A 12,054-nucleotide genomic window follows, 5' to 3' on the forward strand; every position below is an offset into this window, starting at 1 on the left:
GGCGGCGCGGGCCGGGGTGCCGGTGAGGCTCTGCCGGGGGTGGGCGCGGGCTCAGGACGGGCTGGGTGCCGGGGTCGCGGACTGAGTGGTAGTCGGGGTCGCGGACGGACCGGCGGTAGGAATCGGCGATGGCGACGGGTCTGGCTCCGGTTCCGGGCCGGCGATGACGTGCCGTTCCAGGGTGACCTGGGCCTGGCCGGTGCCCCCGATCCGGATGTCGTCGTGCGCCTGCAACTGGTGTTCGGCGTCGAAGTACAGCACCGTCATCGCCAGTGGCGTCGGCTCCTCGCCCTCCAGGCCGCGCAGTCCGGCTCCGCCGGTCGAACCCTCCACCATCAGGCGGGTCGGCTGCTCCCCGGGAATCTCGGCGAGCATCCGGACCTCCCGGTTGTGGGTGTGCCCGGCCAGCACCAGCGGCGTGGTGCCGGACAGCGGCCCGGCGGACACCGGGTCGTGCACCAGGGCGATGTCGACCGGCTCGTCGGTGCCCCGGATCGTCGCGGCAAGTTGCTCGCCGACCCCGATGACCTGGTCGGTGGCCGGCTTGGACAGGCCGCCCTCGGCCGGGCTGGTCTGCTTGTCCGGGGTGAACCGGGGGTCGCCGATACCGGCGATGGTCAGCCCAGCGACCTCGGTGACCTCGTTGTCCAGCACGACCGCGTTCGGCTGGCTGGCCACCGCCTCCTGGGTGCGGACTGAGTCGTGGTTGCCGCGGATGAACACGTACGGCACCTCCAGCAGCCCGATCGAGGCGACGTAGTTCGCCTCCGGCTCGCTGCCCCAGTCGGTGATGTCCCCGGTGTCGATCACCACGTCGATGTCGAACTGCTCGACCACGGTACGGATCACCGACCAGCCGGTCGGGTTGAGGTGCATGTCCGACACGTGCAGCACCCGGGTGGTGCCCTCGGCCGCCTGGTAGACGGGCAGCGTCGACACGGTGGTGTAGATCCGGCTGACGTTGCTGACGATGTGCTGCAGCTGTTCGGCGTACTGGCTGTAGTTGGTGGCGATCCGCTGCACGTCACCGACCACCGCCGGGGCGTTGACCAGCAGACCCTCGTACCGAGGCTCCTCGATCGACTCCGGCCGGATGGTCGCCGCCGCGACGCCGATGCTGCCGCCGGTGATCAGCAGCGCCAGAGTGCCGGACCAGGCGACCCGGCGGGTGTCGCGGAAGACCAGCGCGGCGAGGATCAAGGTGGTGAGCACGGCGACCGCGATGGTACGGATACCGAGCCGCAGCACCCCCTCGGTGACGTCGCCGACCACGGTCTGACTGGCCCGGGTGATCGCGTTCGGGTCGTCGAGCAGGGCGAGGGTGCGGACCTGGTCGAGGGAGCCGAGCCGGATGGAGAGCTGGACCGGCCCTTCGTGGCTGTCCACGTGCAGCGCGCCGAGCGGCGGGATGGCCATGGTGGTGCCGCCGTCCACCGCCGGGGTCACCGACATCTCGGCCCGGAACGGGCCGATGTCGACGTCGGCGCGGGCCCCGAGCAGGACGCCGATGACGACCCCGGCCAGACTGACCGCGACGACCGCGAGCGCCACGCCGATCCGCCGGGTCGCCCGGGACCGCGCGGCCCGCCCGAATCCGCGACCAGCGGTACGGCTGACCGAGCCGAGCCGCCGCCCGGCGCGCGCCAGCCGTCGCCCGGGGCGGCCCGGCTGCTGATCCGGACGGCCCGGCTGCTGGCCGGGACGGCTCCGGTCGGCCGTCTGCTCGTCGCTCATGGTGAGATGATGCCTGTCTGATCGAGGGTGGGGAGGCGGGTAAGTCAGCTGCGCCCGGCTCCGCCGTCGGCGAAGACCAGCCGAAGGATACGGTCATCCTCCGGGGCCGGTTCGCCCCGGCCGTCCTGGTTCGAGGTGGTCACCCAGACCGAGCCGTCCGGTGCCTGCACGACGGTGCGTAGTCGACCGTACTCTCCGGTGAGCAACGCGCGGGGCTGGCCGAAGACCGTACCGGACTCGGTCAGCTCAACCAGCCATAGCCGTTCGCCGCGCAGACAGGCGGCGGCGAGGATCCGGTCCACCACGGCCGCCCCTGAGCAGGAGGACTCCTCGGTCGGCCAGACGACCAGCGGGTCGACGAATTGTCCGTCCCCGCCTTCACCCTCGACCTGTGGCCAACCGTAGTTTTCGCCCGGCTCGATCAGGTTGATCTCGTCCCAGGAGTTCTGGCCGAACTCGGTGGCGTACAGCCGGTCCTGAGCGTCCCAGGCGATGCCCTGCACGTTGCGGTGGCCCAGAGACCAGACCAGCGAGTCGGGGAACGGGTTGTCGGGGGCCGGCTCGCCGTCCGTTGTCATCCGCAGAATCTTGCCGCCGAGGCTCTCCTGGTCCTGGGACAGGCCGGTGTCCGAGGCGTCACCGGTGGTGGCGTACAGGAAGCCGTCCGGCCCGAAGGCGAGCCGGCCGCCGTTGTGGATGCCGGAGAGCGGAATGCCGGTGACGATCGGTTCCGGTTCGCCGCCCAGGGTCAGCCGGGCGATCCGGTTGTCCTCGGCGGTGGAGTAGTAGATGAACACCGTCTCGTCGGTGGCGTACTCGGGGGAGACGGTGATGCCGAGTAGCCCGCCCTCACCGCCGCCGTCGACCTGGTCGATGATCTGCACCTCGGTGACGTCCAGCCCGTCCGGGGTCGAACCGGGCCCGACCTGCAGAATCCTGGCGCTGTCCCGTTCGGTGACCAGCGCGGCACCGTCCGGCAGGAACGTCACCCCCCACGGCACCGCCAGTCCGCTGGCCAGCACGGTGACGGCCACCTGCTGATCGACGCCGCCGCCGGTCGGTGTCTCGGTCGGGGCGGGGAAAGTTGGGGGCGCGCCGGCCTGGTCCGGCTCCGGCTCGCCGAACGCGCAGCCGCCGGCGAGCAGCAGGGCGGTCAGGCTGGCGGCGGCGGTCGCTGTGGTCGCGGCGGTAGGGCGGCGCGACGAGCGGCGGTACGGCGGGCAAGCGTTCACCCGCACCAGACTAGCCCGCTGCCGGACATCCGCATCCGACGGCATCCCCGGAGCACTTAGGTAAGGGTAGCCAAATGGCATCGGGCGGTGTTAGGTAAGGGTTTCCAAAATTGCGAGAATTGAATACGCGCCATATATTCTGTCGTAGTGGACTACAGTTCTCCACAGTGACGACGACGCCACTGCCGGATGCTGCCGAGCTAGGAGGACCACCATGACCGCGATGATGGAGATGCCCCGGGTGCAGGAGTGCACCGCCGTGGAGTGCGCGTACAACCAGCACGAGGGCTGTCACGCCTTCGCCATCACGATCGGCACCGAGGCGGACAGCGCCAGCTGCACCACCTTTTTCGACATCTCGTCCAAGGGTGGCCTCGACGCGGTGATCGCCCAGGTTGGCGCCTGCAAGCGTGCCGACTGCCGGTTCAATGCCGAGCTGGAGTGTCGGGCGCCGGCGATCCGGGTCGGGCCGAGCCGGGAGACGGCCGACTGCATGACCTACGAACCGGCCTGACCGCCGTGCCACTTTCCTGCCCATTCACCCGTGCCGTCGTAAGGCGTGCATCCGGGAGCCAGGATTCGAACAAGAACATTGAACGATGTGGTCTGATCGACAAGGCGGCGTCGAACGAGTAACATACTCGCAAGTAGTGAGCCGCTGCCTTGCGGGGCCTCGTACCGGATGATCATGTGATGTCCGGCCTGGGCGGGCCGGACCCGGAAGGCCCGCTATCGTCGGACCGGTGAAAGTCTGGATCCCCCACGCACACGGCCGACAACTACTCGGCCGGCTGCCTGACGAGGTGACCGTCGAGGTCGCCGCCGACATCACTCAGCTGCCGTCCGACCCCGCCGGCGTGCGGTTCTGGGTGCCTCCGTTCCTGGCCCGGCCCGGAGCGGCGGAGCTGGCCGGCAAGATGCCGGACCTTCAGGTGGTGCAGTTGCTGTCCGCGGGTGCCGATGCCTGGGTGGGGCGGCTGCCGCAGCATTTGACGCTCTGCGACGCGCGCGGGGTGCACGACTCGTCGACGGCGGAGTGGATTGCCGCCGCGATCCTCACCCACGTCCGCGACTTCGCCGGCTTCATCCGGGCCCAGACCCGAGGGGAATGGTCGTACGAGCGGTTCGCCCCGACCGACGAGCTGGCCGGCAAGCGGGTCCTCATCGTCGGTGCCGGATCGATCGGTGCCGCGCTGCGCGCCCGACTGACCCCGTTCGAGGTGGAGTTCACACTGGTGGCTCGTACCGCCCGGCCGGCGGAACAGGTGCACGGCGTCGACGAGCTGCCAGCCCTGTTGCCGTACGCCGACATCGTGGTGCTGATCGTTCCGCTGACCGACCGGACCCGGGGGATGGTCGACGCGGCCACGCTGGCCGCGATGCGTGACGGTGCGCTGCTCGTCAACGCCGCCCGTGGCCCGGTGGTCGACACCACGGCGCTCACCGCCGAGCTGTCGACCGGCCGGATCTGCGCGGTACTCGACGTGACGGACCCCGAACCGCTGCCCGCAGACCATCCGCTATGGAGGTTTCCGAACGTGGTGATCAGTCCACACATCGCCGGGTCGGTACGCGGTCTGCTGCCCCGCGCGTACGCCCTGGCAGGTCGGCAGGTCACCCGGCTGGTCGCGGGCGAGCCGCTGGACAACGTGGTGGTGGACGGCTATTGAGTCGGCGTGGCCGGTTCGTCGGTCGGTGGTGCCGCTGGCGGTGGTGTCGCCGGGGCCAGCGGTTGTCCGCTGGCAGCGATCAGCCGGGGCAGGTCGGCTGCCCGCACAGCGGGCAGCCGTACCTGCTCGCCGTCGGTGAGCAGGGCCACCGCCCGGCCTTGCGGGTCGGGCGCGAGCTCGGCCACCCGCGACCAGCCGATCCGGCGCTGGCCGATCAGTGCCCGCACCCGGAGCCCGGCCGGGTCGGCATCGGTTCCGGAGCGGACCGCCCAGATCGCGATCGCCAGCGGCAGCAGCAGGACCGGCAGCAGATACCAGCGGGCACCGGCCAGCGGCAGCGACCCGACGAACGCGATCACCGCCGCCAGCATGATCGCCTGGTGCGGCCGGAACCGGACAGTTACCCTGCGACTCATCCGACAATCCTGGCATCCTGCCGGTGAGTGTCGGCTGCCGGGTAGGCCAGGTGGCACCGGCGGGTGCGCGCCGCGAGACCCGGCCGGGTACACCGGGGCGGAAATCCGACGGAAATCTTCGGTGACCGCCCCGTAACCCGGCGCCAGGCTGGTTCGTTGTGACCGGCACAGAGGGCCGACCCGGCCCAGCTGTGCCCCGACCCCTTCCGTGGAGGCGACGGCCACCGTGCCTGAGGCGTTCCCCGAACCACCCCGTACCCGTCCCCGCCCCCACCGGGCCGAACCCCCCGGCTGGACCCTGCCCGCACAGGTCGGCGCCGCCGCGCTGCTGCTGACCGCAGGCACCGTTGGCCTGCTGACCGTCCCGGTCGCGGTGCTCGGCGCGGTGCTGTTCGGCGTCGGCATGCCCGGTTGGCGGCTGTCGCGGATGGCCGTCACCGCGCACGCCCGTACCGGGGAATACCGGGACTGTCGCGGAACCGGCCTGCTCGCCGTGACCAGCGTCGGCGGCGCCACCGCAGTCTGCGTCGCCGCCTTCAGCCCGCCGGCGGCCCGGACCGGCCTGGCGCTCAGCGGGCTCATCCTCGCCCTGGCCGGTCACCTCGCGGCGATTCTGCTGCTGCCGGGCATCGCCGAGACCTGGCGGCTGCGCCTTCGGCGGGTGGTCGACGGGCTGAGCCTGGGGATCAGTCTGATCTTCGCCGGATGGCTGCTGTCGCCGGTCGACACCGTGCCGTCGGCCGTGCTCTTCGTCGAGCTGAGCGTGATCGGGGCCGGATCGATCATCGCGGTCACCGCCCTGGCGGTATGGCGGCAACGCCCGGCGGTGCTGTACTGCGGCGGCGGCTCCGGCGCGGTGCTCATCGGACTGGCCGCCCCGACGGTCTGTTTCGCGTACGGCACCGCGGGCTGGCTCTGGTGCCTGGCGATGGCCCCGGCGCTCGGCGGCATGCTGCTGCTGGTCATCGGGGCGCAGCGGGCGCAGCGCGCGGGTTCGCGGCCGGTCACCCCGGTGCGCGGCCGGCTCACCGCGTATCCACTGGTGACAGTTCCGGCGGTGGTGGCCGCGCTGGCGGCCGTATACCACGTGGCGGCCCAGGGGTCGTTCGACCGTACGTCGGTCCTGCTCGGCCTCGCGGTGATCCCGACGCTGGTGATCCGGGAGATGATGGCCGCGGCCGACGTGCGGTCCTACGCCCGGCGACTGAGCATCCAGGAGGCGCACTTCCGGTCGTTGGTCTCCGGCGGCAACGATCTCACCCTGACCCTCGGCGACGACCTGCGGGTGCGGTGGCAGTCACCGGCCGCCGCCCGGCTGTTCGGGCTGGCCGACGCGCAGGTGCTCGGCCGACCATTCATCGAGCTGATGCATCCCGAGGACGTCCCCGAGGTGATCATGGTGCTGACCGGGGTGGTGACCGGCCGGCTGGTACCGACCGGCCGGACCCCGCTGGTCACCGCCCGGCTACGGGACGGCCACGGCCGGTGGCGGGACACCGAGTCCACCGTGTCCGATCAGCGGACGGTGCCTGAGGTCGGAGCGCTCGTGGTGCACGTACGCGACGTGGGGGAGCGGGTGCACCTGGAGCGGCGGCTGTACAAGCTCGGCTTCACCGACCAGTTGACCGGGTTGGCGAACCGCCGGGAGCTGATGCGCCAGATCGCCAACCAGCGGGACCTGCCCGGCCACCCCGGTGCGTTGCTGATCATCGACCTGCACGGCCTGGTCGGCGTCAACGAGCAGTACGGGCGGGAGGCCAGCGACGCGGTGCTGGTCGAGGTGGGGCGGCGGCTGCGGGACACAGTGGAGCCGGACGATGTGGTCGCCCGGCTCAGCGGCGACGAGTTCGCGGTGATCACCGTCGCCGGCCCGATGCTGGCGTACGGCACCGGGGCGCGGCTGGTCGCGGCGCTGCGCGAGCCGTGCCAGCTGCCCGGCGCGGTGGTTGCGCTGCAGACCAGCATCGGCATGGCCGAGGTGGCCGGCGGCGCCGGGGCGGACGATGTGCTGCGCCGGGCGGATCTGGCTCGCCGCCGGGCCCGCCAGCTCGGTCGCAACCGGGTCGAGTGGTACGACTCCTACCTGGAGCAACAGCTCGTTCGGCGGCTGGATCTGGAGCGGGAGCTGCCGGGTGCGGCCGAGCGGGGCGAGTTGGACGTGGTGTACCAGCCGGTGGTGGACCTGGTCGACGGCAAACCGGTGGGGGTCGAGGCGCTGCTGCGCTGGCGCAGCCCGGTGCTCGGCACGGTGCTGCCGGCCGAGCTGCTCGCCGTGGCCCGGGAACTGTCGCTGCTGGGCCACATCGGCCGGTGGGCGCGGGCTACCGCCTGCCGGCAGTTGGCGTCCTGGTCACGGGAGGGGCACGGGCTGTGGCTGTCGGTCAACGTCGCCCCGGCCGAGATGGCCGCGACCACCTTCGTAGCCGACCTGTTGGCCATGCTGGCCGCACAGGGTGTCGGGCCGGAGCGGCTCGTCGTCGAGGTGGCCGAGTCGCTGGTCGCCGAGGAGTTGGCGGCCGCCGAGAATCCGCAGATCCTCGCGCAGTTGGCGAACCTGCGGGCGCACGGGGTGCGGATCGCGTTGGACGACTTCGGCGCCGGTCAGGCGTCGATCGCCCAACTGCGGCGGCTGCCGCTGGACGTCGTCAAGATCGACCGGTCGCTGGTCGCCGGCGCCGGTGCCGGCCCGGACAGCGTCCACCCGATGCTGGAGGCGGTGGCTGGGCTCGGCCGGCGGTTCGGGCTGGAAATCGTTGCTGAAGGGCTGGAGACGGACGGGCAGGTGAGCCAGGCGCAGGTGGCCGGCTGCCGGTTCGGTCAGGGGTACGCCCTGGCCCGCCCCGCACCTGCGGAGCGGACCGAGGCGTACATCGCCGACTTCCCCACCCCGTCGCACTGACCCGATCGGCGCAGGTCAGACGCGGATGGGCGCAGGTCAGGCCGCGTAGCCGGGCATCGGGTAGCCGGCGAGCAGGTCGGCGACCTCCCCGGCGATCCGGTCGAGGGCGGCGCCGTCGTCCTTGACCGCCGCGGTCACCGCGTCGTCCAGCCAGGAGGCGACCTGCGGCATCTGCACCTCGGTCAGACCGCGGGTGGTCAGCGCGGCGGTGCCCAGCCGGATGCCGGACGGGTCGAACGGCTTGCGCGGGTCGTACGGCACCGTGTTGTAGTTCAGCTCGATCCCGGCCCGGTCCAGCGCCTGCGCGGCCGGCTTGCCGGCGACGCCCTTGCCGGTCAGGTCGGCCAGGATCAGATGGTTGTCGGTGCCGCCGGAGATCAGTTCGAAGCCCCGGTCGACCAGCGCGGCGGCCAGCGCCTTCGCGTTGGCGACCACCTGGTGGGCGTACCGGCGGAAGTCGTCGGTGTCGGCCTCGCGCAACGCGACGGCGATGCCGGCGGTGGTGTGGTTGTGCGGGCCGCCCTGCAGGCCCGGGAAGACTGCCTTGTCGATCGCGGCGGCGTGCTGTTCGGTGGTGAGGATCATCGCGCCGCGCGGGCCGCGCAGCGTCTTGTGGGTGGTGGTGGTGACCACGTCGGCGTGGCCGATCGGCGAGGGGTGCGCGCCGCCGGCGACCAGGCCGGCGATGTGCGCGATGTCCGCGACGAGCACCGCGCCGATCTCCCGGGCGATCTCGGCGAAGGCCGGGAAGTCGATGGTCCGCGGCACCGCCGTACCGCCGCAGAAGATCACCTTCGGCCGTTCGCGGCGGGCCAGGTCACGTACCTCGTCGAAGTCGATCCGGCCGGTGTCGCGGGAGACGTTGTAGCGGACCGAGTTGAACCACTTGCCGGTGGCCGACACCGACCAGCCGTGGGTGAGGTGCCCGCCCATCGGCAGCGACATCCCCAGCACGGTGTCGCCGGGGGAGAGGAAGGCGAGGTACACGGCGAGGTTGGCGGGGGAGCCCGAGTACGGCTGGACGTTGGCGTGGGCCGCCCCGAACAGCGTCCTGGCCCGCTCGACGGCGAGCGTCTCGATCGGGTCGACGAACTGCTGGCCCTCGTAGTAGCGCCGGCCCGGGTAGCCCTCGGAGTACTTGTTGGTCAGCACCGTGCCGCTGGCCTCCAGCACGGCGGCGGAGACGTAGTTCTCCGAGGCGATCATGCGCAGCTTGTCGTGCTGGCGGCGGGCCTCACCCTCGACGAGGGCGGCGAGCTCGGGGTCGGTGGCGGTCAGTTGCGGGATCTGCGGTACGTGCACGACGTGCCCTCCTGGGGTCGGGCGGCTCCGCCGGCCGGGGCGACCCGGGCATGACGGTGCCGTCGACGGTGCACCCAGGCGCGCGGCGCACGTCGGTGGTCGCTCCCCGGTGGTCGGTTCCACCTTCGCTGCGCCAGTCGCGTGACCGGTCCGAGCATAACCCGCGGTGGTCGGCGGGTCGGGCAGACCCTGACGGTACGCGGCGAGATCTGTTGGTGTTTGCGCCGTCAAGGTTTCGGAAACTTAACCGGTTCACTGTCCGTTACGTGGCGGTGCGGTGCTGCCCCGCGGGGTCAGGTGCGGCGTCTCGTCCTGGTACGCCTGCGTCGGCTCACCGGCGATCGTCGCCAGCAGTTGCCGCGCGGCGTGTGCACCGTACGCCGGGATGTCGCGGCCAAGCGCGGTCAGCGGCGGATGCACCAGCCGGCACAGCGGCGAGTCGTCCCAGGCCACGATCGACAGGTCACCCGGCACGGCCAGCCCCATCTCCTGGGCCACCGCCAGGCCGGCGATCGCCATCACGTCGTTGTCGTAGATCATCGCGGTGGGGCGGGCCGCGGTGCTGAGCAGCCGCCGGGTCGCCCGCGCGCCCTCCTCTCCGGTGTAGTCGGACGGCACCGTGACGCACTGGTTCAGGCCGAGTCGGCGGCAGACGTCGGTGAACGCGTCCGCGCGGATCTCGGTGTGCAGTAGTCCGGGCAGGCCGCCGACCCGGGCGATCCGGCGGTGCCCCATCGCGACCAGGTACTCGACCGTCTCGACCAGGGCCGACGCGTCGTCGGACCAGATGCTCGGCAGCGAGCCGGTGTGGTCGGGGCCGCCGATCACCACCGCTGGCAGTTGCAGCGTCTCCAGTGCCGGCACCCGGTCGTCGTCGACCCGAAGGTCGCAGAGGAACACGCCGTCCACCCGGCGCTCACCCCACCAGCGCCGGTAGACCGCGATCTCGGCCTCGGTGTCGGCTACCACCTGCAGGGTCAGCGCGTACGACCGGGCGGACAACTCGGCCTCGACACCGCTGATCAGCTCCATGAAGAACGGCTCGATACCGAGGATCCGGGCCGGGCGGCTCAGCGCCAGGCCGACTGCGTTGGCGGTGGCTCCGGACAGGGCGCGGGCGGCGCTGTTGGGGTTGAACCCGATCTCGGCGGCGATGGCGAGGATCCGCTGCCGGGTCGCCTCGGACACTCCCGGCTGGCCGTTGAGCGCGTAGGAGACGGCGCCCTTCGAGACGCCTGCTCGGCGGGCGATGTCGGCGATGGTCGGCCGTTTCACCGGCGGCGCTCCTTCGGGGTTCGTTTCGGCTGGCCTTGCCCGGTTAAGTCTGCTGCCCGAAACGATATCCGGTGTCGGCCGGGCCCAGCGGCCACCCCGTCCGAGGGCACCGAGGTTACGGGTTGGCTACGGCGTTAACCAGCCATTGACATGCGTTGACGTCGCTCGTACCGTGGCCTAACTTACCCGGTTCAGTCGATGCTCCTCGATGTCTGGAGCGTCTCCAAGTGTGTTCGGAGGATGGGATGAAGCGGCGTTGGGCCCCTTGGACACGTACGGCGGCGGTCGGCGCCGCCGGCGCGTTGCTGATCGCCGGCTGCAGCGGCGAACCCGGTGGCGGCAGCGACGACGGCGGCACCACCCTGACCATCGCGTTCTGGGGCGACTTCGGCCTCGACGACCTCAAGGCCGCGTACGAGGCGGAGAACCCGGGCGTGCGGATCAACCTCAACTCCGGTGAGTACAACGCCCAGCACGAGGACCTGCAGAAGAAGCTGATCGCCGGGTCCGGCGCCGCCGACATCGCCGCCATCGACGAAGGGTTCGTCGTCCAGTTCCGCGAGCAGGCCGACAAGTTCGTCAACCTGCTGGACAAGGGCGCCGGCCAGTACGAGGAGCGCTACCTCGACTGGAAGTGGCAGCAGACCCTGTCCGCCGACGGAACCACCCAGATCGGCCTCGGCACCGACGTCGGCGGGTTGGCCATGTGCTACCGCACCGACCTGTTCGCGGCGGCCGGGCTGCCGACCGAACGGGACGAGGTCTCCGCCCTGTGGCCCGACTGGGAGTCGTTCGTCGCCACCGGTGAGGAGTACGTCGCGGCCAGCGGCAAGAAGTTCGTCGACTCGGCCACCAACATCTTCAACCCGGTGCTCGGCCAGCAGCCGGTCGGCCTCTTCGACACCGGCGACAACCTGGCCATGCAAGGCGGTCCGAAGGTCGCCTTCGACACCGCCGCCGCCGTCGTCGGCGCCGGGCTGTCGGCCAACCTCGCCGCCTTCTCCCCGGAGTGGAACAACGGCTTCGTCAACGGCGACTTCGCCGTGCTGGCCTGCCCGGCGTGGATGATGGGCCACATCCAGAACACCGCCCCCGACACCGCCGGCACGTGGGACGTGGCGGCCATCCCCGGTGGCGGCGGCAACTGGGGCGGCTCGTTCCTGACCATCCCAGCGCAGGGCGGCAACGTCGACGAGGCGTACAAGTTCCTGGAGTGGCTGATCCAGCCCGAGCAGCAGATCGAGATCTTCAAGAAGGTCGGCAACCTGCCGTCACAGCCGGCGCTCTACGAGGACCCGGCGATCGTCGAGTTCTCCAACCCGTTCTTTAACGACGCGCCGGTCGGCCAGATCTTCTCCGCCACCGCCGCCAACCTCACCCCGCAGTACCTCGGCCGTAAGAACGGCCCCGTCCGGGTCGCGGTGGAGAACGTCCTCAACCGGCTGCAGAGCGGTGACCTGGAAGGCAAGCCCGACGAGGCGTGGACGGAAGCCATCGCGGAAGCCGAAAAGGCGGCGAACGCGTAA

General features: G+C 71.3%; 9 protein-coding genes and 1 riboswitch. Of the genes, 4 read left to right on the forward strand and 5 right to left on the reverse strand.

From position 1 onward, the window contains the following. Positions 1 to 51: 51 nt before the first annotated feature. Together O7610_RS00425 and O7610_RS00430 are read right to left on the reverse strand one after the other, a co-directional pair. Entirely contained in the window at positions 52 to 1,734 is a 1,683-nt protein-coding gene (locus O7610_RS00425) for a metallophosphoesterase family protein (RefSeq protein WP_289212426.1), read from the reverse strand. Between the two features lie 44 nt (positions 1,735 to 1,778). Continuing rightward, entirely contained in the window at positions 1,779 to 3,011 is a 1,233-nt protein-coding gene (locus O7610_RS00430) for a PQQ-dependent sugar dehydrogenase (RefSeq protein WP_502959069.1), read from the reverse strand. A 169-nt stretch (positions 3,012 to 3,180) separates the two neighbouring features. Here O7610_RS00430 and O7610_RS00435 point away from each other — a divergent pair, with 169 nt between their 5' ends. Then, entirely contained in the window at positions 3,181 to 3,480 is a 300-nt protein-coding gene (locus tag O7610_RS00435; protein ID WP_123600394.1) for a DUF1540 domain-containing protein, read from the forward strand. 229 nt (positions 3,481 to 3,709) lie between these two features. After that, positions 3,710 to 4,636, forward strand: a complete 927-nt coding sequence (locus O7610_RS00440; RefSeq protein ID WP_281553790.1) for a 2-hydroxyacid dehydrogenase — start codon at positions 3,710 to 3,712, stop codon at positions 4,634 to 4,636. Here the strand turns inward: O7610_RS00440 and O7610_RS00445 are convergent. Further along, positions 4,630 to 5,052 (reverse strand): PH domain-containing protein, encoded by a 423-nt coding sequence (locus tag O7610_RS00445; RefSeq protein ID WP_281553791.1) that lies wholly within the window; start codon positions 5,050 to 5,052, stop codon positions 4,630 to 4,632. The genes O7610_RS00440 and O7610_RS00445 overlap by 7 nt on opposite strands. Positions 5,053 to 5,278: 226 nt before the next feature. Between O7610_RS00445 and O7610_RS00450 the strand changes: the two genes are divergently transcribed. Continuing rightward, positions 5,279 to 7,951 (forward strand): putative bifunctional diguanylate cyclase/phosphodiesterase, encoded by a 2,673-nt coding sequence (locus tag O7610_RS00450; RefSeq protein ID WP_289212428.1) that lies wholly within the window; start codon positions 5,279 to 5,281, stop codon positions 7,949 to 7,951. Positions 7,952 to 7,987: 36 nt separating this feature from the next. Here the strand turns inward: O7610_RS00450 and glyA are convergent, their stop codons facing one another. Next, positions 7,988 to 9,253, reverse strand: coding sequence for a serine hydroxymethyltransferase (gene glyA / locus O7610_RS00455; RefSeq protein ID WP_281553793.1), 1,266 nt, complete (start codon positions 9,251 to 9,253; stop codon positions 7,988 to 7,990). A gap of 65 nt (positions 9,254 to 9,318) precedes the next feature. After that, positions 9,319 to 9,403: riboswitch (ZMP/ZTP riboswitch) on the reverse strand. Positions 9,404 to 9,505: 102 nt separating this feature from the next. Beyond that, positions 9,506 to 10,528 (reverse strand): LacI family DNA-binding transcriptional regulator, encoded by a 1,023-nt coding sequence (locus O7610_RS00460; protein WP_281553794.1) that lies wholly within the window; start codon positions 10,526 to 10,528, stop codon positions 9,506 to 9,508. 245 nt (positions 10,529 to 10,773) lie between these two features. Here O7610_RS00460 and O7610_RS00465 point away from each other — a divergent pair, with 245 nt between their 5' ends. Beyond that, a complete protein-coding gene (locus O7610_RS00465) occupies positions 10,774 to 12,054 on the forward strand; it encodes an extracellular solute-binding protein (RefSeq protein ID WP_289212429.1) in 1,281 nt (426 codons plus the stop codon).

Source organism: Solwaraspora sp. WMMA2065, from assembly GCF_030345075.1.
Lineage (GTDB): Bacteria > Actinomycetota > Actinomycetes > Mycobacteriales > Micromonosporaceae > Micromonospora_E.

Bases quoted from the DNA above. Each gene is read 5' to 3' on its own strand.
- O7610_RS00425 (WP_289212426.1), bottom strand. From the start codon at position 1,734: ATGAGCGACGAGCAGACGGCCGACCGGAGCCGTCCCGGCCAGCAGCCG.
- O7610_RS00430 (WP_502959069.1), bottom strand. From the start codon at position 3,011: ATGCCGTCGGATGCGGATGTCCGGCAGCGGGCTAGTCTGGTGCGGGTG.
- O7610_RS00435 (WP_123600394.1), top strand. From the start codon at position 3,181: ATGACCGCGATGATGGAGATGCCCCGGGTGCAGGAGTGCACCGCCGTG.
- O7610_RS00445 (WP_281553791.1), bottom strand. From the start codon at position 5,052: ATGAGTCGCAGGGTAACTGTCCGGTTCCGGCCGCACCAGGCGATCATG.
- O7610_RS00465 (WP_289212429.1), top strand. From the start codon at position 10,774: ATGAAGCGGCGTTGGGCCCCTTGGACACGTACGGCGGCGGTCGGCGCC.